This window comes from Candidatus Uabimicrobium amorphum, from assembly GCF_009002475.1.
GTDB classification, from domain to species: Bacteria; Planctomycetota; Uabimicrobiia; order Uabimicrobiales; family Uabimicrobiaceae; genus Uabimicrobium; species Uabimicrobium amorphum.
In genome coordinates this window covers 3,138,432-3,163,151 of sequence record NZ_AP019860.1, presented here as the reverse complement: position 1 = coordinate 3,163,151, position 24,720 = coordinate 3,138,432, and the positions used below count along the sequence as shown (strand labels likewise).

Annotated in this window: 17 protein-coding genes and 1 pseudogene; 8 read left to right on the top strand and 10 right to left on the bottom strand. The window is 37.9% G+C overall.

Annotated elements, in window-relative coordinates:
• Positions 1-233 precede the first annotated feature (233 nt).
• The 6 genes and pseudogenes from UABAM_RS11260 to UABAM_RS34160 all read left to right on the top strand — a co-directional run bounded on the left by UABAM_RS11260 (position 234) and on the right by UABAM_RS34160 (position 4,653).
• Positions 234-905, top strand: a complete 672-nt coding sequence (locus tag UABAM_RS11260) for a response regulator transcription factor (RefSeq protein WP_151968102.1) — start codon at positions 234-236, stop codon at positions 903-905.
• Positions 889-2,271: a sensor histidine kinase gene (locus UABAM_RS11255; protein WP_151968101.1), complete on the top strand. Its 1,383-nt coding sequence runs from the start codon at positions 889-891 to the stop codon at positions 2,269-2,271. Before UABAM_RS11260 ends, UABAM_RS11255 begins: the two co-directional genes overlap by 17 nt.
• A 47-nt stretch (positions 2,272-2,318) precedes the next feature.
• Complete coding sequence (locus tag UABAM_RS11250) at positions 2,319-2,672, top strand: hypothetical protein (protein ID WP_173013250.1); 354 nt, start codon at positions 2,319-2,321, stop codon at positions 2,670-2,672.
• 22 nt (positions 2,673-2,694) lie between these two features.
• Positions 2,695-3,513, top strand: a complete 819-nt coding sequence (locus tag UABAM_RS11245; protein WP_151968099.1) for a tRNA pseudouridine synthase A — start codon at positions 2,695-2,697, stop codon at positions 3,511-3,513.
• Between the two features lie 144 nt (positions 3,514-3,657).
• A pseudogene (locus tag UABAM_RS34165) lies at positions 3,658-4,341 on the top strand (endonuclease I family protein); the annotation flags it as partial.
• The gene (locus UABAM_RS34160) at positions 4,336-4,653 is read left to right on the top strand and encodes a DUF6359 domain-containing protein (RefSeq protein ID WP_229759421.1); all 318 of its coding nucleotides are present in this window, start codon (positions 4,336-4,338) and stop codon (positions 4,651-4,653) included. The pseudogene UABAM_RS34165 and the gene UABAM_RS34160, both read left to right, overlap by 6 nt.
• 39 nt (positions 4,654-4,692) lie before the next feature.
• On the opposite strand, the gene UABAM_RS11235 is transcribed toward UABAM_RS34160, so the two are convergent.
• The 7 genes from UABAM_RS11235 to UABAM_RS11205 all read right to left on the bottom strand — a co-directional run bounded on the left by UABAM_RS11235 (position 4,693) and on the right by UABAM_RS11205 (position 16,765).
• The gene (locus UABAM_RS11235; RefSeq protein WP_173013249.1) at positions 4,693-6,309 is read right to left on the bottom strand and encodes a tetratricopeptide repeat protein; all 1,617 of its coding nucleotides are present in this window, start codon (positions 6,307-6,309) and stop codon (positions 4,693-4,695) included.
• 200 nt (positions 6,310-6,509) lie between these two features.
• Entirely contained in the window at positions 6,510-7,223 is a 714-nt protein-coding gene (locus tag UABAM_RS11230) for a transposase (protein WP_151968096.1), read from the bottom strand.
• Positions 7,224-7,789: 566 nt separating this feature from the next.
• Positions 7,790-8,995: a PQQ-binding-like beta-propeller repeat protein gene (locus tag UABAM_RS11225; RefSeq protein WP_151968095.1), complete on the bottom strand. Its 1,206-nt coding sequence runs from the start codon at positions 8,993-8,995 to the stop codon at positions 7,790-7,792.
• Positions 8,996-9,004: 9 nt separating this feature from the next.
• Entirely contained in the window at positions 9,005-10,102 is a 1,098-nt protein-coding gene (locus UABAM_RS11220; protein WP_151968094.1) for a coiled-coil domain-containing protein, read from the bottom strand.
• A gap of 15 nt (positions 10,103-10,117) precedes the next feature.
• A complete protein-coding gene (locus UABAM_RS11215) occupies positions 10,118-14,959 on the bottom strand; it encodes a serine/threonine protein kinase (protein WP_151968093.1) in 4,842 nt (1,613 codons plus the stop codon).
• A 59-nt stretch (positions 14,960-15,018) separates the two neighbouring features.
• A complete protein-coding gene (locus tag UABAM_RS11210) occupies positions 15,019-16,113 on the bottom strand; it encodes a hypothetical protein (protein WP_151968092.1) in 1,095 nt (364 codons plus the stop codon).
• Between the two features lie 10 nt (positions 16,114-16,123).
• Positions 16,124-16,765 (bottom strand): hypothetical protein, encoded by a 642-nt coding sequence (locus tag UABAM_RS11205; RefSeq protein ID WP_151968091.1) that lies wholly within the window; start codon positions 16,763-16,765, stop codon positions 16,124-16,126.
• 291 nt (positions 16,766-17,056) lie between these two features.
• Here UABAM_RS11205 and UABAM_RS11200 point away from each other — a divergent pair, with 291 nt between their 5' ends.
• Together UABAM_RS11200 and UABAM_RS11195 are read left to right on the top strand one after the other, a co-directional pair.
• Positions 17,057-18,475, top strand: a complete 1,419-nt coding sequence (locus UABAM_RS11200; RefSeq protein WP_151968090.1) for a sodium:solute symporter family protein — start codon at positions 17,057-17,059, stop codon at positions 18,473-18,475.
• Positions 18,459-18,854, top strand: coding sequence for a hypothetical protein (locus UABAM_RS11195; RefSeq protein WP_151968089.1), 396 nt, complete (start codon positions 18,459-18,461; stop codon positions 18,852-18,854). Before UABAM_RS11200 ends, UABAM_RS11195 begins: the two co-directional genes overlap by 17 nt.
• A 69-nt stretch (positions 18,855-18,923) precedes the next feature.
• On the opposite strand, the gene clpA is transcribed toward UABAM_RS11195, so the two are convergent.
• Genes clpA through UABAM_RS11180 form a run of 3 tightly spaced genes read right to left on the bottom strand, consistent with a single transcriptional unit; the run spans position 18,924 to position 24,642 of the window.
• Entirely contained in the window at positions 18,924-21,164 is a 2,241-nt protein-coding gene (gene clpA, locus UABAM_RS11190; RefSeq protein ID WP_151968088.1) for an ATP-dependent Clp protease ATP-binding subunit ClpA, read from the bottom strand.
• Between the two features lie 13 nt (positions 21,165-21,177).
• The gene (locus UABAM_RS11185) at positions 21,178-21,525 is read right to left on the bottom strand and encodes a metal-sulfur cluster assembly factor (protein WP_173013248.1); all 348 of its coding nucleotides are present in this window, start codon (positions 21,523-21,525) and stop codon (positions 21,178-21,180) included.
• Between the two features lie 12 nt (positions 21,526-21,537).
• Positions 21,538-24,642, bottom strand: a complete 3,105-nt coding sequence (locus UABAM_RS11180) for a hypothetical protein (protein WP_151968086.1) — start codon at positions 24,640-24,642, stop codon at positions 21,538-21,540.
• Between the last annotated feature and the right edge of the window lie 78 nt (positions 24,643-24,720).

The following is a 24,720-nucleotide window of genomic DNA, read 5'->3' as shown; positions in this document are numbered from 1 at the left end:
ATCACGGCAAATGTTAAATTGTAGTTTATCTTTAATGATGTGTTCATATAATAGTGTTGGAAAATATCCGGTATATTTCATAAATATAAAATACTTATCTGTGGTATAGAACTATCAACATTGTAAGTGAAAAACAAAAAAAAACAACTATTTAAGCAATAAAGTTAAAATAATTTAAATTCGGCAAAGTTCATAAATAAAACTAGTTATGTATGTTTTAGCTCGGAGAAAGTATGCGTATTTTGCTTGTCGAAGATGACCATAAAATAGTTTCCTTTGTGAAAAAAGGACTACAAGAAAGCGGTTTTGCTGTAGATCATGCACCAGATGGTGAGGAAGGTCTGCATATGGCTTTAAAAGAATCATATGATGTAATGATTATTGACTTAATGCTACCCAAGAGAGACGGACTTAGCCTTATTGAGACATTGCGCCTACAAAAAGTCACAACACCGATTATTATTCTCAGCGCGAAACGCTCCGTAGAAGAGCGCGTAATAGGATTGCAAAAAGGCAGCGACGACTACATGGTAAAGCCATTCGCTTTTACCGAACTTCTTGCGAGAATCCGCGCTCTTTTGCGCCGTGGAACGAGCAACGTTAACAGTTATAGTTTGCAAGTGGGGGAACTATACTTAGATCGCTTGACATATACCGTGAAAAGAGGAGAGGCAGATATCGAGCTAAAACCCAAGGAATTTGATATTTTAGAATATATGATGAAACACAGTGGCCAGGTAGTGACGCGAACCATGTTGATGGAACATGTGTGGAATTTTCAATTCGACCCATCGACAAATGTTGTTGATGTACATATGTGCCGTTTGCGCGACAAAATAGATAAAAAATTTGCTCATAAAATGATTCACACAATAAGGGGAGTTGGCTATGTTATCAAAGAGTAGGTTGTTTCACTCGATCGCATTTCGCAGTACCATCTTGTACACAATAATTTTCGGCGTTTTTCTCTGTGGAGCCTTTGCCAGCATTTATTTTTTTGTCGCAGACTACATCGCAAATATCGAAGACCAGTGGCTTATCCAAGAAGCCAAACAAATACACGAAATGTCTAAAGACCCTCAATCCCTACCTAAAACACTAGCGAAAATGAAAGAAGGTACAAAAGCCTTAGGTGCATACCAAGTATTCTATTGTTTAAAAGATGCCAACAACAAAATAATTGCCTCGACGGACCAGTCTATATGGAAAGAAGTACTCACATCGACATACCAAGACATGGGAAGTGGTTTTTTTATAGAAACGCTACTAATAGCCCAAGGTCAGCATCCTCTACGCATTATCTACTTTCCCTATAAAGATGGTCGTATACTACATGTAGTCTACTCACTACGCAACAGCACCGCATTTCTCAATCGCTTACTGCGATCTTTTATTTACATTTTCCCCGGCCTACTGATAGTTTTTTATATTTTAGGCTTTATCATGATGCGCAATACCCTAAAACCAATAAGAGACATGACGCAAAGTGCACACAAAATAGCCATAGACAACCTGAATCAGAAGATTCCCGTAAAAAATCCCAAAGATGAACTAGGGATGCTAGCCATAACTCTAAACAAGATGCTGTCACGCATTGACAGCCTAGTAAACAATATAAAAGAAATGTGCGACAACCTAGCACATGATATCCGTACACCCATTACGAGGATACAAGGAGCATCCGAAGTCGCCCTTATGCAAAAACGCTCTAGTGAAGAATACTGCGAAGTACTGTATGACTGCGTTTCAGAAAGCAAACGCTTACTTCACTGGCTAAATACCCTACTAGATATTTCAGAAGCCGAAGCGAAAATATCTATTCACAGAGAAAAGTTTATCATTAACGACCTTATCGACGAAGTTGTCGAAATGTTCGAACCAATAGCACAGCACAAAAATATCGAGTTATCTTACGAAAGTGTTGATGAAAAGATATGCATATTTGGCGATATAAAAAAATTACGCCGTGCAATAGTGAACTTAGTTGATAATGCCATAAAATACACCTCTACAGGAAAAGTGACTGTGGGTATCACAAAAGAAGAAGCGCGTGTGGGACTTTTTATTAAAGACACAGGGATGGGTATTCCCAACAAAGATCTACGCTTGATTTTTAACCGCTTCTATCGCTCCGATACTTCCCGGTCAATGTCTGGATCTGGTTTGGGACTTGCACTTGTTAAAGCCATTGTTCATGCACACCGAGGGAAAATATTGGTTCAAAGTAAGGTAAACCATGGTAGTGTGTTTAAGATATTGTTGTCAGCTTAAACTGTGTGGTGTTAGAGCAAAAAAAGAGTGGTGTCAAAAAAAGAGTGGTGTCAGAGCAAAAAAAGAGTGGTGTCAGAGCAAAAAAAGAGTGGTGTCAGAGCAAAAAAAGAGTGGTGTCAAAAAAAGAGTGGTGTCAGAGCAAAAAAAGAGTGGTGTCAGAGCAAAAAAAGAGTGGTGTCAGAGCAAAAAAAGAGTGGTGTCAGAGCAAAAAAAGAGTGGTGTCAGAGCAAAAAAAGAGTGGTGTCAGAGCAAAAAAAGAGTGGTGTCAAAAAAAGAGTGGTGTCAGAGCAAAAAAAGAGTGGTGTCAGAGCAAAAAAAGAGTGGTGTCAGAGCAAAAAAAGAGTGGTGTCAGAGCAAAAAAAGAGTGGTGTCAGAGCAAAAAAAGAGTGGTGTCTTTGTAAAATAAGTTTGTGAGTAGTCGTAATGAGATATTTTTTTCACATTGGGTACTGCGGCGCTGACTATCGTGGCTGGCAGCGTCAACCTCAATCTATAAGTGTACAGGAAACTATTGAACAAGCCTTGCGGAAAGTTTTTGCTCGTCATATTGCTTGCATAGGCTGTGGGAGAACCGATTCACTTGTTAATGCTCAGCAATATTTTTTTCACAGTGATATACCTGAAGGTTGGAATTTTGATTTGGTATTTCGTCTGAACAAAATATTACCTGATGATATAGCAATTTTTGATATTCATCCTGTTTCTCTGAAAGCGCATGCACAGTTTAGCGCTACTCATCGGACTTACCACTACTACATTCACACCCAAAAAAATCCTTTTTTAAGTCGTGTAAGCGCTTTATATTTAGAAAATCATTTAGATCTTGAAAGGGCAGGAAAAGCGTGTATGCTTTTGACACGTTACACAGACTACGCTGCTTTTTGTAAGTCGCCAAAAAAACACAATCATACAACATGTAAGGTATATAACGTTCGACTATCCACGAATATTACACAAACGCGTATTCGTTTTTCGATACGTGCAGATCGCTTTTTGCGTAGTATGATTCGCATTCTTGTTATGAGGATACTTTTTGTTGCTCAAAAGCGTCTATCTATCCCTGAATTTGAAAATTTATTTTGTTCACCGTGTGAGGGACAATTCTCTACTATTGCTTACCCTCAGGGACTACATCTTGCCAAGGTAGAATATCCTTTTTTGACAGTGCCTGCACAGTCATCTGTCTCAGAGGTTGAATGGATTGATGTTTGCCATGTAAAGCGTGGACATGAAAATGTTTGATGATCATAGAAAACGTGCTATAATAAATATGCAAGCTTACTAGACTATACCTATATAAATCTACTTATGAAGGTCAGAGTTATGAAACAATATTTATGTATTTTTGTTGTTTTATCATTACTTCCTATTTGGGGACAGGGAGACTACTATGAAGGAACAACCGGTTTAAAGGGGAAAGCCTTAAAATCGAAGCTTCACCAAATTATTAGCGGACATAAATCATATTCTTATGGTGAGTTGTGGAATCACCTTGCCTACACTGATGCCGACCCATCCAATGCAAATAATGTTATTTTATTCTATACTGGATGGTCGCGTTCTAAAAATGCTCATGGTGGAGGGGTTTCGCAGTGGAATCGTGAACATACTTGGGCAAAATCAAGAGGACAGTTTGGGACCGCACAACCTGCGGGTACTGATTTACACCACATTCGTCCTACAGATGTTTCTGTAAATAGCAAACGTGGGCATCTTGATTTTGACAATGGTGGTGAAATCTATCAAGACAACGACGGCCTTACTGAATGTCGTTATGATAAAGATTCTTGGGAACCAAGAAAAGCAGTCAAAGGTGATGTTGCACGCATTATTTTTTACATGGCGACTCGTTACGAAGGGCAAGAAGGAAATGTACCTGATTTAAAAGTGACCGATATAATTATGGTTGATACCAAAAAAGGTTTTCATGGTAAGCTCTCTACGTTATTAAAATGGCACAAGGAAGACCCTGTCGATTATTTTGAGCGACGTCGCAATGAGCGAGTGTATGAGCTGCAAAAAAATCGTAATCCATTTATTGATCATCCTGAATTTGTAGATCAGATATGGAACGGTTCTGATCCAGACCCAGATCCGGACCCAGACGCATTAACAGTTACTCAGGCTCTACAAAAAGCCCATGATCAAAAAGTTATTGTAGAAGGTGTTATCTCCGGTGGTTTCAATGGCATATATGGTCTTTCTATTGCTGATAGTAAAAGTACACTAGTTATACAGCTACCTTCACAATATCGTCAACAATTCAATCCCAACTTAAACCCTGCTGCTTCGGGAAAAAGAGTTCGTATTGTGGGTACACGAGATCTTTATGCTAGTGAAGAGGGGATAAAAAAACTTGAGAGTATCGAGTTTATTAAATAAATAACAGAATTCAGTAAGTCGTAAAACAGAAAATTTGTTTTACGGCTTATTCTTTGCCTTAAAACTCTCATACAAATCGTAATATTTTTTTGCCTCTTTCCATTTGTTTTGCGCAGTATATAGCATTGCTATATTGTGGCATGCAACACTTAAACCCTGTACGTCTCCTAACGAGCGTGATATTTCTTCGTATTGTTTATAGTATTCTAGGGCTTTGTCTATTTCCTCTCGTTTGGTATACACATATGCAATGTTATTTAAGCGTGCTGCAAAATTTTGTCGATCTCCACGATCAAAAGCTATCTTTTTTGCCTTCTCATAACATTCGAGTGCGTCATCATACCTATGTTGTTTACTGTAAATAGCCCCAATGTTATTGAAACTCGCAGCAATTTCTTTTTGGTAGTTGTTGTCTAGAGCAATTTGTTTTACCTGCTCAAAGCATTGCAGTGCTTTTTCGTAGTGATTTTGAGAACCATGAACTACACCTGTATTGTTCAATGAGGCCACTGTTTCCTTAATATAGTGATTTTCCTTTGAAATAATTCGCGCTTTTTCAAAATACTCAAGAGCTTTGTTGTATTGTCCCCTATGTTTACAAACAACACCTATGTTTAATAACGCTTCTACGTTCTCAATATTAGGTGATTTGCAAATTTCTAAACAGTGATGGAAACAATATAGGGCTTCATCTAGTTTACCGCTATGTAAAAGCAACCTCCCAAGCATATTTGAAGATTTCTCTGAAGTTAAGTATTTTTTACTCCATTCTTGCAAAGCAATACGTAATTCTTCATTTTTATTCTTTTGCCACTCACGCCTTTGTTGGTTACTGTATTCAACAATATCTGTTTCTTTGATAAAATTGTAAAATAATTTCGGCAGTTTTCCTTGTGTAATAACAGCTTTTTCTCTATATAAATGAGCTAGTCTTTTTACATAAGTATTTTCTTCATCTTTTTGCCAAAAATCCCACATAAATCCTTTGGCGTTATCTACACAACTCTCCATTTGTAGATAATCAAGATTAATTTTTAAATCCGCGCCACTGTATCCCCAAAATAGAAAGTAGTATTTTCCAAGTAAATAGCGAAGAACTTCCCTTTTCGGAGAACATAAACCTTTTGCTTCTTGTTCTATTGTTGCAGTAATGGAGCGAGGTTCACTAATACAGCCATGCAATTTGAATAAGTGAATACCCCGATCGTTTTTATCAAACGTTGCAAATTCTTCCGCAAAACGATACGCTTTAAATGTAATATTTTTTTCTAAAAGCGCTTTTTCAATAAAAATATCAAAATTAGTAGTAACGATATAGCGCAAGCCACTAGCAGCAATGCAGAGATGGTTTACATTTTCTTTACCATTACGCAGAGAGCGAAAACTTTCAAAATAACCATTGCTGTGGTTGGCAATTTCAGACGCGACAACTTCAGGGGTTAGACCTTTTTTGCCAGGATCTGCAAGCATGTCCATGTTTAGTAATACAGGAACAACAATTTGTAGGTGTGGATCTAAAGAAGCAACAGCTTCAAGAGTATAATCTCGCAATTTATGCCAATCTGGTAAACCGGCCGGAGGATCAAGACTAATACCTGCTCCACAAAATAATACTAATTGTTTTTCTTGTAACATTTTGAGTATCTTTTGTTCCATAGTTACTCCACGCATTATAATAATTTAGTTTGGACGTACTTCACTACGTAAAATCTACTATACTGTGAAAACATGAAAAAACACCAGAAAATTTATAGGATGTTTGACTCAAATCGCTAGTTATATCTGAGAAGTTTTAGAATGTTACTAGTCCATAGCCTTTACAAAAGTAGTTAAAATTTTTATAAAATTTTAGCTTGCTAACTGGAATCTACCTTACCTCTATAGAGGCCATTGGATGTAAAGAGCCGATTACTCTTGTAGTATGAATGATTCGTATATTTATTTATAATATCTTCGATAAATTGTTGTGAACCACAGATAGCCACTTGGAACATATGTGTTTGTTTTTGAAGCAATCCTTTTTCTTTTATTTTTAAATTCATTATGTTTTCATATTTTTTTTGCCTTTCCATACTAGATTTACCAAGTAGCATGTATTGGTGATGGTAATCTATTTGGAAAATGCCTTTTCCTTCAGCGTGTTGAGAATAACTAGAGTATTTCCAGTATTTTGGATGTTTTTTAGCAACATTACGAACCATGTTTAATTCTATGTACATTAAACAATTCATATAGTATTCTTCTGATTCTATTACTGTCGATTTATAACGACCACTCCAAAAACTACCCATTTTATTGTATTTTTTATTATATGCTCTAGCAAAATGGCCTTGAGCGTACTGCATAAACAGTGATAAATTTTTATTATGTGGTGTACCTATGATTAAGTGCACATGATTGTTTGTTAAACAAAAAGCATGTATAGAAACATTATATTTTTTTCGGGCTTTACCAAGTATCTTTAGATATAAATCGAAATCTTCATCTTTTTTGAAAAAATATTCACGGTTGTTACATCTAGCAATAATATGATAAACACCGCCGACATAAATAATTCTGGGGGGACGCATCTTTTCTCCTTTTCTCTTGAGTACTTACTAATGGATTTTTAACATTATATATACAACTTTGACAAATTAGCATTTTGTGATGCATGAATTTATGTTGTAACCACAGATAAAATTGGCAAGGTGTCATTCGTTGTATATGAATTAGCAAGGTCAGAGTAGATAAAATTAGCAAGGTGTTAGAGCAAAATAAAAATTAGCAAGGTGTCAGAGCAAAAGTAAAAATTAGCAAGGTGTCAGAGCAAAAGAAGGTGGTCCTTTGTATATAAGGGAAATAGAATAGGCGTCAGAGCAAATGTGTGCCAGAGTAGAGAAGGTGTCAGAACAAATGTGTGCCAGAGTGAGCAGGTGTCAGAGCAAGTGTGTGCCAGAGTAGAACAAGTGTCAGAGCAAATGTGTGCCAGAGTAAAACAGGTGTCAGAGCAAATGTGTGCCAGAGTAAAACAGGTGTCAGAGTAAGTGTGTACCAGAGCACTATGCCAGAGTAAATTTGCGCCAGAGTGTTATAGTGTTACAGTGTTAAAATATGAAGTAAGCGTCACCGTTTTTTATAACGGAACGCTTAACGCCTATTTAAGAAAGTTAATGCACATTATTTCTTCTTCATTACGCAAATAAATACAATTATTGGCAATGGTTGGTACGCTCCAACATCTTGTGTTTGGAAATGCTGCCATTTGCGCTTTTTCTTTGTAGCTTTCAGAGTTTATCTCAGCTAGGGCTAATTTGTTGCCATTTTCACTTAAAATGAGTAAGTGGTTGTTGACCGCAATTAAGGATCCTTTACGAAAACCACGTTGTCGCCATTTTACTTTGCCGTTTTTTAAGTCGATGCATGTTAGAATTGAGTTATGAAAGCCATAAAGGTGCTCTTTAAATAGGATTGAGGAGGAGAAGTGATTTTTGAGTTTTTGGGTTTCCCATATTTTTTCGGTGGTGAATTTTGCTTGTTGCTGTTTTATGGCGAATAGTGCGGAGCCACTGCTGTATCCTGAGGAAATAAAAACTTTATTTTTGTGTACAATGGGGCTTGCGGCGTGGACATTGTAGGATGTTGTCCATGGGTAACGCCATAAAACATTTCCATTGTCGGGGTTGACTCCTACTGCTCCACTTGCACTAAAAAAAACAGCGTGGTCCATATTGTGTATTTTTGCTATTAAGGGCGTACTGTAGGCCGCTTTATCATTAGCACTTTGCCATATTACTTCACCGCTATTCTTGTCGAAGGCAACAAAAGCGTTTTTGGGGCCACCTACATTGTAAAGAACTTTATTTTTGTAAATGATTGGAGATCCTGCAAAGCCGTGGTGAGGTATTGATGTTGTGAACTTTTTAAGTAAGTTTACATGCCATATACTTGTACCGTCTTCTGCATTTAGACACCATAATTCTCCACGGCTGCCTATGGTGTAAATTTTATTTTCGTGAAATGTTGGAGTGGAGCGAGGTCCATCTCCCCAACTACTGGTAAACATTTTGCCAACACGTTTTTTCCATATAATTTTACCTGTGTCACAGGCATAGGCGGTACAATACACATCGCTTTCTATACCGCAAAGCGTATACGCACGAGAATTTGCCACGGAAATTCCTGAATATCCGGCACCGCTTTTGGCGCGCCATAGTACGGGAAGACCACTTTCTGGCCATTTTACGGGGATATTTCTTTTTACTGAAACAATACCATCTCCGTTATTACCACGCCATTGTGGCCAGTCGTCTGCAACTAAGAACGAAATTGCGATTAGAAGGGGAAGTAATACCTTTTGCATGTAACTCTCCTACACGGAATTCTCTGTGGGAATGCCTTGTGAACGGTCAATTTTTCTTTGTATTTTCGCTTCAAATTTTTGTAGTACATCCAAGTATTGCGCCATAATGCTATCGCGGTTTTCTAAATGTTGCTTGATTTCACTGACAACAGCGTTTTCTTTGTTTTTTTGTTCTTTGACAAGAACTTGTTTCTTTAAATCACCTTCTAGGGTGAATTTGCGAGTATTTTTTAAATTGGTATTCATGATACTATTTGGTGAAGGTAAGCTGGTTAACCTCTGTAGTAGAGCACTGATTTCCTGTAGAGTTTTACTACGCACTTGGAGATTTTCCTCATATTGTTTCTCCAGTTGAGAAATAAAATCTTTATGCTCTTGCTCCTGCTCTGTTTTGTTTTGCAACTGCTCTTTTAGTTGGGTATTTTTTTCTTCGCGTTGTTGGATTTGGTCCATGAGTTGTTGCTGTTCTTCATTGCGTTTTTGTTGTTCTTCGTTACGTTTTTGTAGCAGCGAACGTATTTCTTGGTCTTTTTTCTCCACTAAGCTATCTTTTTCTTCTAGCTTTCCTTGCCATGCTTCTTGTTCTTTTTTGGCTTGCTCAATGAGATTTTTTTGTTCTTGTAACTTATTTTCGAGAACCTCTATATTTGCTTTAAGATCTTGTTTTTGCTGATTGGTTTGGCGTAGTTGTTCTTGAAAATTTTTACTATTTGTTTCTAGCTCGTTGAGTTGGCTCTCCAATATATTTTTTGTTTGTTGCGCGGAAGCCGTTTTGCTTTCTATTTTCTTTTGTAAGGTATCTACTTGTTGTTGATGCGATTTTTCTAATTCTTCGTTTTTTTCCAAAGCTAACTGGCACTGTTGCGCTTTTTCCTGTAGCTGTTGGTTTAGCTCTTCTATTTGACTGGTACTTTTTTCTAGTTGTTGCTTTTTTTCATCTTGTGTTTTCGTCAATTCTGTTTCAACGATCGATTTTTGATTTTGTAACTCATCGAGTTGTTTTTCGATATTTGTTAACTGATCCTTGTATTCTTGTTGTTGCTTTTGTGCAATTGTGTAGTATACGACTAAAGCTAGTACAGCTACACCAAATAGAGCCATCCACATTTCTTACTCCCTACTCTACTTACCTTTAAAATTTTTCAATATTTGTTCAAAACTCTTTTGTCCGTTTGTGAAAAGTTCTGCCTTAACCAAACCTATATTTGGAGCATAGTACTCATAACGAACTACTTTGAGATCAACTCTTTCAATCTTGACTTTCAGGCATTTCACATTTTTATATTCTTTTACTGGTACATTGTAACCTACTAGACGTGCTCTAAAAGGCTGAGCTATTTTTCTCTTCCATTTTGATTTGATATTTACTTTTTGCGGAATGATCTCAAAATAAGCGTTGGGTATTACTATTTTCTGTTTGATCATTCCCTTTTCAATAAAAATGGTTATTCGTGCAGCAAACGAGTCCCCTTCGTCTTGCTCTAATCGTGTGTAAGTATTGCCTTTACGTTTTTCAATAGTATGCACCGGTTGTTTAATATTTTGGTCTTTTAAATTTCGCGTTTCATATGCCCATGCATAGCCCACTTTTAAAGGAAAGAAGTTTTGCAGAGCTAGCCACTGATTTATTACGTAGGTGTCTGTTTTTGTAAGCTTATCGCGAATTAATAGACCTTGGGTTTTCTTTTGAATTGCTTTGAGATAAAGAGAAAAATATTTACTGGCTTGCGACTTACTTTTACGTAGTTTCATGTCTCCTAAATCTTTGTAGTACTTGTATTGACTAGGGAACAAACGAATAAATTTTAAAATAATTTTCTCTTTGCTTTTTGACATTTTAATCAATAATTCAAAGGCTTCCTGGTATGCTTTTCTCTGAATTTTATCCATGTTGTCAATTTGCAAATCGCGCAGGTGGCCTTTCAAAGATGACAACAATTTTTCTGAAGTAGAGCGATTTTTTTTGCTGTAGGCAACCGCTAGATATAGTCTTGCTTCCACTGTTCTGTTATCACGAGAAAGATGTAGGGATTTTCCCAATAATTGTTGCCATTGTTTTTCTAAGGCAAATATTTTTTTGTCGCGATTGAAATAATAAATTCGCTCTAGCATAGTTAATGCATTACTTTGAAGACTTTTGGGTGTGGTCGCAAAAATAGGGCTACCTACAATATTTTTTACTATTTCTAGAGCGGTGTCATACTTTTCTGCAGCGTATTTTTGTTGTGCTTTTTGAAATTTTTCCTGTAAATCTTCACGCAATACCGATTCTATTTGATAACGATGCTGTGTTCGTGGAGCCGCGGATAAAAACAGTTCGTACGCCTTGATTCGATCTTTCTTGGGTTGTTTTTTTATCGCTAAAAATCGTTTCTCCTGCGACAGGAGCTCACTGTATTTTTGCTTTGTCTCGTAAGGAACCCCTTGAGACTGGTCAAGTTCTTTTAATAAGCGTTCTACTTTTTTTGTTTTGCTTTGTTGCAATGCTTTCTCAATGTTCGCAATAATGATTTTTGCTTTGGCATTATCTTCATTTTGATTGGTTTTGTTTCCTAGTTTTTGCGAAATTTGACGAACCTTATTGCTGAAGTTTCGCAAAGAAAATTTACTACTTAGTATTGATAGGCCAGGTGAAATGTCTATCTCAATGATGCGTTTTGCTTCTTCATACTTTTTGTTACGCAGACTTTCTTGCAGATTAATGTAGTAAGTAATTAGCTCGTTGAGTTTTTTTCCATTTTTTGTTTCGAGCTTGCGTAGCATTTCTTGGGCAGCAACAGGCTGTAGTTTGTTTAAAGCTCTGACCACTTGGTAGAGAGCAAATTTTTTATTGCGCAAAGTATCCAATTGTTGTTGCAATTGGATAAGTAACTTTGGATTGCTTGAGGGCATTTTTTGTATTTGTGTATATAAGTTTTGCGCCTTGTTCAGATCTTCATTGTGCAGGGCACGTTGGTATTCTATTTGTAGTGAAAGTCGCGCAATTTTATTGGGGAATACAAATTTGTTAACGCCAAAAAAAGCGTTTTTAATTTCATCTAGATAAATATTTGCTTGTTGTTCACTAAAATTGGCAACAGCAACTTGAAATTTTTGCTCTACTTTACGATTTTCTTTGTCAATATGCAGGAACAAAAATGCAGTGGCGGCGATGGTCGCTAAAAACATGAGGCTCGCAACGAACCGCATAACCCGACGTACTTTATTGCGGCGAAGGAGTTTCTTTTCGCGTTGTTCTATGTTGTCAATTGCAGCAATAAATTCTTCGGCATTGGCAAAGCGCGCATTAGGATCTTTTTGCAATGCCCGTAGCATGAGTTCTTCAATTGCCAAAGGTAACTGAGGCTGTAATTTTGAAGGCTGTGGTGGTTTTTTTAGCATGTGAGCCACAAGAACCTCTTTCGTACTTCCATCGAAAGGAACTTTGCCTAACAACATTTCGTAGAAAATGACACCTACAGAATAGAAGTCAGTTCGGAAATCTATGCTTTCTCCACCAGCTTGCTCCGGAGACATGTAGTGAGGTGTACCAATCACACTTTCTTGGGTAACTTTTTGCGAGCCATCATCATCCAAAATTTTGGCAATACCGAAATCGAGAACGAGAGCATGGTCACTACTATTGCGATTTTCAATAATAATATTGTCTGGTTTCAAATCGCGGTGGGCGATATTTTTTTTATGGGGACCTTTCAATGCCGAAAGTACTTGACGTATAATGCTAAGAGAACGCTTTGTACTTAATTTACCATTTTTTGCAATAACATTTGTGAGTGTTTGACCCCGTGAATAGTCCATTGTGTAGTAGTAATGACCTGCGTCTGTATGCCCAAAGTCACGTATCTGGATGACGTTTTCATGAGTAAATTCCATCGCCATTTCGATTTCGCGAACAAATCGATCTTTAAAACTACTATCTGTGGAAAGTTTGGGATCGAGTAGTTTTAAAGCAAAAAAACGTTTACTGGAAGATAGCTCTAAATGTTCTACTTTATATACGATTCCCATACCACCTGAACCAAGAACATCGACAATTCGATAACGGTTATTAACAACATCTCCCGGAGTAAATGCTTGATGTGCTTGTAGGGTATTAGCGCTTTTATCTGCTGCTTGGAAAGTTGATGAATCCAAAGCCGCGTGGATTGCTTCGATAAACTCGTCGGCAGATGCATAGCGCTCATCTATTTTTTTGTTCAAAGCTTTGAGAACTAAAGCATCTATTTCAGGTGGTATACCTTTACGTACATAACTCGGTGGTAAAGGATTTTCCTGCACAATTTTTATAATAACTTCTTGTTGTGTTCCTATGAATGGCGGACGACCTGTCAACATATGGTACAGTGTTGCCCCTAAAGAATAAATATCGGTGGCTATTGTAAGCTCTTGTGCAGTTGCTTGTTCCGGTGACATATACAACAGAGTTCCAATAACTCCCTGAGTAAGTTTTTCGGTATACTCTGTGGTTAAACTTTTTGCGATACCAAAGTCAAGAACATAAGTAAATGGTTCATCATTGCGCATTTCCAACATGAGATTTTCAGGTTTTAAATCGCGATGAATGATATTTTTTTTATGCGCCTCATTTAAAGCTTCTAGAGTTTGCATCGTCACTTTTAACGCGACTTCAATATCAAGGGCACCATGCTTTTCTATCAGGCTTTTGATAACATCGCCACTGCAATAGTCCATGGTAAAGTATGGTTGATTATCGGGTGTTACGCCAAAATCGCGAATAGGAATGACATGAGGATGCGAAAATTCCATCATTACCGCTACTTCGCGTTTGAAACGTTTGGAAAACTCTTGTTGTTTACCTGCGTAGCCACCTAAAACCTTCAGAGCAAAATGTTTGTCTCCGGCCAGTAGTTGATGCTCCACTTTGTATACATATGCCATACCACCACGGCCTAAGAACTCAACAATCTTATAGCGATTGTCAAGAACATCTCCGATGCCAAAAGGACTTGTTGTTGGCATCGGAATTTGTACGCGATTTATCTCATCTGAGGTAAATGGCATATCTTGCGTTGGTAAGTTTTGTGAAGAACTCGCTTGTAGCGAATAATCCATATCTTTGGTTTGCCCGAGATCTGATTGTGCCTTTGGAATAAATTTTGAGGCTAAATCTTGTGTGGGAGCGGCCTGGGCTGATATTTCGCCACTGCTTTGTTCAATGTCATTTGTGGATTTTGTCGCGGCTAGAAAAGTATCTTCTCCAACGGATTCTGCCACAAATGTGGACGAAATTGTACCATCGGCATACATTGCCTCTTCCACCGTCACATCTAGTTCGTCGACTTCCTGGGCAGCAAGAATTGCGCTATCCTCCGCTCTGTCTTCAAACAACGCAACAACATCAGGATCTGCAACTGTTGCTTCCATTGCCGAATCTAGTATCCCTGGGGCAGTTTCGGTATTTCCGACTTCTTCTGTGTTTAGAATGGCCTCTTTGCCCACGGTGGGAATTTCTGGAACAGAGTCTTCCTCTTCGATATCTGTAGAACAGATAATCGTATCGGCGATAGGGTCATCCTCTTCTTCTTCATACTCGTTTTTTTCAGATAATTTGACGTTTTCAGGCTCTTCGAGAATGGGGGGGCCTTCAAACTTTTTTACGGTAACTTGAAAATCACTAGGTAATGCAAGATATTGTGAATTCATTAATTCTGGTTGTTGGATGTTGGAATCTTCGGAATCTGATTTGTCTGACGAAGATATGATATCAGAGTAGTCTTCATCTGATCTATCGGATGAAGATATAATATCAGAGTAGTCGTCGTCCGATTCGTTCGGTGTAACTAACTCGCTATCGACGGGTACGGCGTCCATGTCTAAATTGCTAATAATTGAGTCATCTTCAGCATCAAATTCATTCGAGGGAATTGCTTCGATGGAGTCGCCATATAACTGGATGTCTTGGTTCTTGTTTTTTTTCTTTTTATTCTCTGAGGAGCGTTCCATTGATTCCTCCTAACAATATCAAATTTATTATAGTGATCTCAAATACCGCAAACAACAAACTATTCTTCTGTCAAATCAATTAGAGGAGTCCCGTCATAATCGCATGTTTTTTGTTTCCCGTCCTTGTAAATGCGGCCGCATACAGGGCAGGTGAGTATTTTTGTAGATGTACCGGTATTTTTTAGCAACGGATCGTTCAGGTACTTAGCATTTTCGGCTTCGGCTTTGGCTTTTTCCGCTTCGGCTTTGGCTTTTTCCGCCTCAGCATCGGCAATTGCTTTTCGTGCTTCGGCATCGGCTAAGGCTTTTTGCGCTTCTAGTTTTGCCTGCGCTTTGGCTTTTTCTACCTCAGCTTTTATTCTTTCCAGCTCTATTTGAGCTTGCTCCGCCGTTATTTTTTGTTGTTCTACAAGTTGTTGTTGTTTGCGAATTTGAATTTGTTCGTCAAGGTATTGTTTTACTTCTGGAGATTTACCACCTGCGGCAAGATATTCTTTGTAATGCTTTATGGCTTTATTAGGAACATCTAGTTGTCTCCAGGTATCTCCTATACTTTTAAGGACGTCTGTGTCTGTTGGATCTTGGCCAAGTACTTGTTTGTACTCTTTTATTGTGAGGGAGTTTGGGCCCATTTTTTTTTCGCGTAACAGCGCGTTTAAATAAATGATGCGTCTGCTATCGGGGGAAACTTTTTTGGCTTTATCTATGTAAGTTTGAGCATCCTCGTGCAAGCCTAAGTTGATTTTTGCAATGGCTTTTCCTAGATAGATTTCAAATTTTTGCTCTGTCGATGGTTCCAGTTTTAACGCTTTATTGTACTCTCCCTGGGCCTTTAAATTTTCTTCGAGCTGTACAAGAGCTTTTCCTCTTAATATAAATGGTTGAGGAATGCTATTATCTAAAGCAAGAGCTTTGTCTATACTTTCCAATGCCCCATGTGTCTGACTTCTGTATACTTTATACTCTGCTAATTTTAAATGTGCGTCTAAAAATTTTGGGCTATCGGCAACCGCCTCTTCCAACAAAATAATCGGATCGTTGTAGTTGCCATCATTCCATTCGTTAATTGCTTGGTCGTAATTTGCTTGTGCTTTTTTTGATACACTTGAGCATCCAATGATACACAAAGCAGCAAAGATTAACAACTTGTACATTTTTTTCCCTCTAATCTGTAGATAGTGATAAGATACCTTCTAGTGTTTCTGCCATTTCGCCTTGCTTTGCTTTTTTGACTACATTCACTTTCAAAATAGCATCACTTAGAGATGCTTGTTCTTTTCCTGCCGGTATTTTAAAAAATACAAATCCAAAAACTTTTTCCCCTTTTACAATATTAAAATCGCGTAATGATTTTGCATTGTAATCTTTTTCTAATTCATAGTTGGCACTAGAAACAGAGGAACCAATTATGAAGGCGGGGAAAATCAGCAGTGGTATTCCGAGCAAAGCACGTCCATAAGAATTTTGAGTGTCTTCTATTACACTTTTTGCGCCGACTAATGTTGCTTGAGAGCCGTCTTCGTAAAAAAATGTAATGTTATCTTGGCGTACGGTAAACTCGTAATCCGAATCGTTTGCAAAACTCAAATATATAGGTAGGTAACCATAATCTCGTAGGTCGCGATCGAAATATTTTTGTGATTTTTCTACCGATGAATAATCTTCTGCCGCAACAACTAAACCTTTTAAGTCTTTCTTTTTTACGTGTTGGTGAGCTGGGCGTGAAATATCTTTTTCGTAAGCGCGGTAAGACGCGCAACCTACAAAAATACAACTTAAACTAACAAGACACAACAGTCTTAACATGTGATTATCCTTGAAAAATATATTGAAAAATGTATTCATAATCAATAAAAATTTAGTAGGTATTCTTGGTTATACTAACTCTTTTTTTATCTATGTCCCTTATAAACACTTGCTCTGTTACTTTTTGGAGCCATAACTTAGCTGTGTGAGTTTTTTCTGTGTTTTCTGAATTTACAAGACCCAAAACAATATTAAATTGGTGACACACCCTATTGAGCGCTGGTATTATACCACTAGAATTATAACATATTTACAGCTAAATTTAAAATTTTGTTTATCAAAGGAGAAAACATGACTTTAGGAACGGGCGACTGGATTGTTATAGCTGTATATGTCGGAATTGTTGCCATGATAACTATTTGGCATACCAGGAAAACAACAACCACAAATGAGTTCTTGTTGGCTGGAAGACGTTTAACACTACCGGTCTTTGTCGCAACTTTGGTCTCAACTTGGTATGGTGGCATATTTGGCATCAGTGAGTTTACGGAATATTATGGTTTAGGTGCATGGCTAGTGCAAGGAATATTTTGGTATATTATTTATGCGGTTTTTGCGTTATTTTTAGCTGAAAAAATTCGTAATATGCCCTTTTACACAATACCGGATATACTCGAAAACAACTACGGGAAAAAGGTGGCTTTTGTCGGAGGTATTTTTACCTATATCATGGTAAATCCCGCTCCTTATTTATTGTCCCTTGGTATTCTCATTGCTTACTTTTCTCCTTTATCTCTATTACATTCCATTATTATATCTACCTCTTTGTGTATAATCTATACTTATTTGGCAGGTTTTCGTGGGGTTGTATATACCGATTTTTTTCAATTTATATGGATGTTTTTGGCGTTTATTGTTCTTTTCTACTTGGCATGCGACACTTGGGGAGGAGTGGAGTTTTTACAAAATAACTTGCCAAAAGAAAAATTACAAATTACAGGAGGAATGAGTACCTCGGTAATTTTAGTATGGGCAGGTCTTGCATGTTGGGTGTTTGTCGACCCCAATTTTTACCAAAGGTGTTCTGCGGCAAAGACACCACAAACAGCAAGGCGTGGGATTCTCATTTGTATTGGTTTTTGGTTAGTTTTTGACATTGTGGCAATTGGTTCGGCCATGTACGGTTTTGCAGCACTAAATGCTAAAGAGTTGTCGGTATCTCCGCAAGACCACAAATATATGTATTTGATCATGGCGGAACATTTGATGTCTTCGCCAATGAAAGGTCTATTTGTCGCCGGAATCGTTTCTACAATTATGTCAACAACAGATTCCTTCTTGTTTGTGGCAGCGGTGAACATTTCTCGTGATTACTATTGGCGTTTTTTGAATCGTGAAGCGAACGACAAACAAATCATCACCGCAACGCGTGTCGCCATTATTGCAACAGCACTACTGTCGGCGTTACTGGCAATAGCTCTTCCCAAAGTGACGCAACTATGGTATGCTCTAGGTAATATAGGACTTAGTGGTCTTCTTGTTTCTATGCTGCGTACTTTTTTTGGTACAAAGCGCAGTGCGGATGCAGCTTTGATGTCTATGTGGGGTGGGTTCATCAGTGCGTGCGTGTGGTTGGCGATCGGTCTTTTTAACATGCAGGGGGGATTTCCCGTTTACCCTATGGGCATAGAACCTTTGTATCCAGGTATAATTACAAGTTTAATTGCATATGAATTGTTTGGAACGGCACAACATGAAAAAGAAAAGTAATTTACAAAGAAAATTGCGCAAAATGAAAAGAAGAGCCTCTCGCAAATGGAAATCCACAAATATAAAGTGGAAAAAGACATGGCGAAGGACAAAGAAAAAGATTTTGGCGAAGAGAAATCGACCTAAGTTAATCGCGGCATGTGCAACGGTTGTATTTTTAGGTGCATTGTGGTGGTATAGCCAGACAAAACCTTCATATGCGCCATATACAACATATTCGAATTCGAATTTAAATTCAACAACGCGAAAACAAACACCGCGTAGCTCTACCCAAAAAACAGGCATGAAAAAGCGCCATGATTCTGTTTATTACAATAACTCTGCCCCAAAAGCAAAGAATTCAACGACGCAAAATTACTCATCGGCGTATGGTAATTGAGTAATACAGGAGGTTTGTGAGTGGTCGCATTGATTCTCACGGATAATACCGTGAGAATCAACATGCAAGTTACTTATAACGAAAATCCAATTCACCGTCCTTTAGACCAATGGTGATTTTTTGATCTTTGGCGAGTTTGTCAAATAATATTTTTTCTGACAATACCTGGGCTATGTCTTTTTGAATTAGCTTTTCGATAGGACGAGCACCATAGGCTGGTTCATAGCCTTTCTTCGCGAGATGTGTTCTCGCGGCTTTTGTTAGAGAAACAGACAGCTCTTTTTCTTTCAAACGATCATTGAGCGCTTTAATGGCCTTGTCTACGATTTTTTCAACAAGTTCAATCGTGAGCGACTTGAAGCGAATGATGTTTGTCAAGCGGTTGCGAAACTCAGGAGAGAACAGTTTTTCTATTGCTCCCATACTTAGCTCTGCTGTTTCTATTTCCTGATTAAAACCAATTACCCCGCTACTCATTTCCTTGGCACCTGCGTTGGTGGTCATAATGAGAATTACATTGCGGAAATCGGACTTGCGACCATTGTTATCTGTTAAGGTGGCATGATCCATCACTTGTAGTAGTATATTAAACAAATCTATGTGTGCTTTTTCTATTTCGTCTAAAAGTACTACGCTATGTGGGTGACGGTGCACTGCGTCTGTGAGTAGACCACCTTGGTCAAATCCTACGTAGCCTGGAGGAGCGCCAATTAATCGCGACACGGTGTGTTTTTCCATGTACTCACTCATGTCAAACCGAACGAGTTCTATTCCCATAATGCTAGAAAGCTGGCGTGCTATTTCTGTTTTTCCAACACCTGTTGGGCCAGTAAACAAGAAGCTACCTATTGGTTTGTTTGGCTCGGTAAGACCGGACCGCGAAAGTTTAATTGCCGTAGTGAGTTCTTCGATAGCATTGTCTTGACCAAAAACAACTTTCTTAAGCTCTTTGTCGAGGTCTTTGAGTTTTTTCTGATCGTCTACCTGTACTGTATTTGGTGGAATTTTTGCCATTTTGGCGACCATATTTTCCACATCTAACTTTATGATGGTGTTTTCATCGCTATCTAATAGTTTTTTTTGTGCACCAACCTCATCGATAACATCAATGGCTTTATCGGGGAGAAAACGATCGTTGATATATTTTGCGGAAAGTTCTGCTGCTGTGCGAAGAGCTTCATCCTTATACACAACTTCGTGGTATTCTTCGTAGCTCGACTTTAAGCCTTTTAGAATTAAGTAGCACTCTTCGATACTTGGTTCGGGAACCTCTACTTTTTGAAATCTGCGTGTCAAGGCGCGGTCTTTTTCAAAATATGATTTGTATTCTTGGTAGGTAGTTGAACCAATACAGGTCAGCTCTGAGTTCGCAAGCGAAGGCTTTAAAATATTCGAAGCGTCAAGACTTCCTCCTGAAGTTGCTCCCGCACCAATGATGGTATGAATTTCATCAATAAATAATACGGCATGCTCTTGTTTTTTGAGTACGGTCAAAATCGCTTTGAGTCGTTCTTCAAATTGTCCGCGAAATTTTGTACCAGCGATAATGCCACCCATATCCAATGAGTAGATTTTCTTCTCAAGAAGACTTTTGGGAACTTCCTTCTTGACAATTTTGAGCGCAAGGCCCTCGACGATCGCGGTTTTTCCCACGCCGGTGTCACCTACTAATATAGGATTGTTCTTGCGTCTTCTTGCAAGTATATGCACAATGCGTTCGATTTCGTGTTTGCGTCCAATGAGAGGATCTAATTTGCCATCTTTTGCTTTTTGATTTAGGTCAACGCAGTAGCGTTCGAAGACTTTCTTCATATCGATGTCTTCATCTTCGGAGCCCTCTGGTAATGCTGGCTGCAGATCATCTTCTACATCTACTTTGGAAATACCATGAGAGATGTATCTCGTAACATCTAGACGTTTTATGTTTTGTTTACCCAAAAAATAAACAGCATGGGATTTTTCCGGCTTAAAATGAAAAAAAGCGACCAAAAGATTGCCACTATTTATTTCTGCTTTACGCGAGGATTCTACACTGTACGCTGCAATTTGCAAAACTTTTTGTACAGTTACCGTGTAGTTAGGATCAGGTTCTTCTTTTTTGGAAACTTTGAGGGTAAAGGTTTCCAAAAAACCTTCTAAATCTTTGCGTAGTTTTTTGATGTCGGCACCACAGCTTTTTAGCAACTTTGAGCCATAGGGCTCAAAAGTAATTGCATATAGCAAGTGTTCTAAGGTAATTGCTTGATGACGGCGATCAAAAGCTTCCTTGTACGCTCGTTGTAATGTTTCTTCGAGTTCTTTACTTATCATTAAATTTCCCTATTTACCAAATACCTAGCTCCATTTTTATCTCATCACTTGCCATTGTTTTTGGGTCCCATGCAGGCTCCCATACAATGTCTACTTTGGAATTTTGTATTCCTTCTGCAGCAGAAACGATATCTTCCACTTCCTTTACAATAACAGGACCAAATGGGCACATTGGGCTAGTTAGAGTCATGCAAACTCTCGCTTCACTATTGTCTTCATTGCAGTGAACTCCGTAGACTAAACCTAAATCCACAATACTTTTGTATATTTCAGGGTCTTGAACTACGCGAAGTGCTTCAAATATTTCTTGTTCTTTTTCTGTTCGTGTTTCAGGCTTTTGAAAGTTTTTATGTTCAACCATCTCCATACCTTTCTATAGTTTGCTCATAATATTGTTCAGTAATTTTTGGTCTTGTTTGAGATATTGTTGGAATTCGTTCCACATAATTTTCCACTCATAGCGATTGATTTGCGGTGGAAATAAATCAAAGCTTGTTACCCACGTATTTAGAGTTTGTGATTGCGTGTTTACATATTCGCCTAGAGCAATTAATTGTTGCTCTGTTTTGGGAAAAACAGGTATAAAATATTTCACTTGCAGCTCTTTGTTTATTTTATCTTGTTTTTCTTGCCATTTTTGATGCCATTCTGGATATATTTGTCGAATTTCTTGGGGTTTTCGTTTTAGCATTCTTTCGAGACTTTGGTTTTGCTTAAATATTTTTTTTGCCAATTGTTGTATGCGTTGTTTTTCTGTACCCAGTGAGCGTGCAATATCATTTTTTGGTTGATTGGATTTGGAGTGCAAGTAAGAAATCCACCACTCCTTGGCTTTCTTCAGTTGATAAAACCTACGAATGCCATTGGTTTGCTCGCTAGGAATAATCGATACTTTGATATAGTATAGCCCCGCACAAAGAGTTTTGTCCAGTGGCCCGACAATAATATTGCATTTTCCATCTTTCGTTTTCCCGTACTCTTGTTTGTAGGGCTTATTTTTGAAGGCGTCATATAATTGTACTTTGATGTTGAGCTTGTAAGCCCCAGGAGGCTTTTCCATATCGAATAGTAACGAGACAATAACACCATAAGAGGAGTTGCGTCGTAGGAACTCAATGCGATTTTTTTTCAGCGATATCGGAGTTGAAGCGCGCTTGTTTTTGTTGGGATCTTTGATTTTATTTAGTTGATCCTTTTTCAATACGATACCTTTGATATTGACATTGTCTTTTTTAGGTTTGGTCGTATTTACTTTTGTGTTGGTATTCGTATTTGTATTCGTGTTTGTATTGTTTTTCGCCACTTGGTTCTGGTTTTTTTGGCTATTATTTTGATTACTTTGATTATTTTGTTTTGTAATTTTTGAGCTGGATCTTTCAATGGCGACACCGTAGTAAAAGTTGAAAAAATTGTAAAACGAAAACCCAAAAAGTAAGACAACTCCTACCACAAGGCCTACCGAATACTGTGTGCTTTTTTGCGCTGTTGATTTTATAGGCTCATTCGATAGTTGCATTTCTTGATCAGATACGGATTTACGCAAAGATTGTTTTATTTTGGCAACGACAGGCTCAACAATGTCTGCAGGAGCTATTTTCATTTGTGTTAGTAAACTATCTACGGATTTTGAGATAAACATATGCTGCAAAATACGTTGTACACGAAGCACTTTTTGAACTTGTTCTCTCGTTACCATGTTGTGGTTAATGAGTTCGTTGCTGATTTTTAAGTCCATATTTTTTGAAAGTATGGGTAGTTTCGCTTCGGCATCTTCGAGAACACCGTTGATCAATTCATCGTATTGTTCTTGGTTGAGGTGGTTTTCTGCGTGTAAAATGTCTACGACTTTAGCACCGTAGTGAGAAGATGAATTGTCACCCTGTAGGATGGCAGCATCGATCACCATTTCTTCCGTCAAATATTCCTTCTTTAAAGCTGCCCGCACCATAAGGGAGTATTTGGATATTTTTGCTTGAATGGTTTGTATAGAATCTTCTTCTAAGTGTCCCTCCACAGCAAGAACCGTTAAATCCTCTTTCTTTTGCTGCGCTTTGAGTACTCTTTGACGTATTCTTTCCGCCGCTGATGACCGCGTGATCGTCTTATCTAGCGATTGCATATTTGAATCAGGCGCGCTTGCACTGCCCTTGAGAGGACCAGTGCGCGAAATGGTTTTGTCCAATGATTGCATGTCCGCGTTTGCCGTATTGCTTCCTTTTAAAGAGCCTGTGCGTGAAATAGTCTTATTCAAGTCCTGTAATTGGCCGGAACGCGAAGCGGTTTTGTGTACGCGTTTGTTACGTCGTGGGCTTAGATTGTCTAGTGACATTGTTTTGTTTAGATAACCCATTTGATCGTTACTGGAATTGGATGATAAAGAGATATTCATAAGAGGAGGTGCTTCCTCTATTTTTTCATCCACATCTTCGCTGTATACGGTGTTTACAAAAGTTTTTGCTTGTTTTTCTGGTACATTGTAAATGTTTTTCAGTATTTCAAAAAATATTTTGCCCTCGGAAACAACGTTTGTAAACGCAACAATCTTCAACAGCGAAAAAGGAAACTTTTTTTGCGCGAGTTGTTTACGATTATTTATTGCTTTATTCCACTCGTTAGGCAAGGCGTATTTTTGGATATTTTCGACAACAACAACTTCTTTTTCCAAGCGAAAACCCAAAGAATGCATCACGAATGAAGTTTCGAGAAATTCGGTCAATGTTTTTTGTGCCGTTAGAAATTGTTTTTTTGTCGCGGCATTAATATTGTGACTTGAAATAAAATTGCCACCCAACCACAGTTCAATTTTATCGCTCTCAATACGTGCTTGCGAAATTAATATGGCATGTAATAAGTAAGGCTCTATTTTATATTTCTTTACTAGGACATGGATGAGCGGTAAAGACATTTGCTGTGCGACTTTTTTTTGTAAATTTTGTGCTTTCTCTATGGTTTCAAAGGGAATCGTTTTTCCGCACAACTTTTGAAGAGTACTATTTAGAGGCATAAGTTGTTTGTTTTTTACCGTTTGCAGTAGGTTAGATATATTGATATCCCATTTGTCTAAATTATTACGACGGATTTTTAGCTCTACCAGTGAACGCAACTCACTATTCTTCAATACGTTTGTATAGCTTTTGGGAAATACCACACCGTTTGCAAGCAAACTTTTATGTAGTTCTGTGTCCTCGGCTTTGTGACTTGTGAAAATATTTTCGCAATTTTCACCTAGTTCAAGGGTGCAAGGGTCTATTAGTTTTGAAATCTCAGGGGTTTCTAGAATATGGATTAATATTTCTAGATAGTTTTGCCGGCTGAAAAAATGTTTTGGAAATTTGTGAATGATGATTTCGTGCAATGAAAGTTCCATTCCTAAATCATTGCAAAACTTTTGAATTCCAAAGCATTCTTGAAGGCCTGCGTCATCTACAAAACCTTCCGTTATCAAGCGTTGCTTTATTTTTTGTTCTATCCCAACCATTCTTGCACCTCAAATTACTCTTGTGTTATAATCCGTAAATTGTTAAATAAGCCTATTGTTTTTAATAATACTACATTT

Bases quoted from the DNA above. Each gene is read 5' to 3' on its own strand.
- UABAM_RS11260 (WP_151968102.1), top strand. From the start codon at position 234: ATGCGTATTTTGCTTGTCGAAGATGACCATAAAATAGTTTCCTTTGTG.
- UABAM_RS11255 (WP_151968101.1), top strand. From the start codon at position 889: ATGTTATCAAAGAGTAGGTTGTTTCACTCGATCGCATTTCGCAGTACC.
- UABAM_RS11245 (WP_151968099.1), top strand. From the start codon at position 2,695: ATGAGATATTTTTTTCACATTGGGTACTGCGGCGCTGACTATCGTGGC.
- UABAM_RS11235 (WP_173013249.1), bottom strand. From the start codon at position 6,309: ATGGAACAAAAGATACTCAAAATGTTACAAGAAAAACAATTAGTATTA.
- UABAM_RS11230 (WP_151968096.1), bottom strand. From the start codon at position 7,223: ATGCGTCCCCCCAGAATTATTTATGTCGGCGGTGTTTATCATATTATT.
- UABAM_RS11225 (WP_151968095.1), bottom strand. From the start codon at position 8,995: ATGCAAAAGGTATTACTTCCCCTTCTAATCGCAATTTCGTTCTTAGTT.
- UABAM_RS11220 (WP_151968094.1), bottom strand. From the start codon at position 10,102: ATGTGGATGGCTCTATTTGGTGTAGCTGTACTAGCTTTAGTCGTATAC.
- UABAM_RS11215 (WP_151968093.1), bottom strand. From the start codon at position 14,959: ATGGAACGCTCCTCAGAGAATAAAAAGAAAAAAAACAAGAACCAAGAC.
- UABAM_RS11210 (WP_151968092.1), bottom strand. From the start codon at position 16,113: ATGTACAAGTTGTTAATCTTTGCTGCTTTGTGTATCATTGGATGCTCA.
- UABAM_RS11205 (WP_151968091.1), bottom strand. From the start codon at position 16,765: ATGTTAAGACTGTTGTGTCTTGTTAGTTTAAGTTGTATTTTTGTAGGT.
- UABAM_RS11200 (WP_151968090.1), top strand. From the start codon at position 17,057: ATGACTTTAGGAACGGGCGACTGGATTGTTATAGCTGTATATGTCGGA.
- UABAM_RS11195 (WP_151968089.1), top strand. From the start codon at position 18,459: ATGAAAAAGAAAAGTAATTTACAAAGAAAATTGCGCAAAATGAAAAGA.
- clpA (WP_151968088.1), bottom strand. From the start codon at position 21,164: ATGATAAGTAAAGAACTCGAAGAAACATTACAACGAGCGTACAAGGAA.
- UABAM_RS11185 (WP_173013248.1), bottom strand. From the start codon at position 21,525: ATGGTTGAACATAAAAACTTTCAAAAGCCTGAAACACGAACAGAAAAA.
- UABAM_RS11180 (WP_151968086.1), bottom strand. From the start codon at position 24,642: ATGGTTGGGATAGAACAAAAAATAAAGCAACGCTTGATAACGGAAGGT.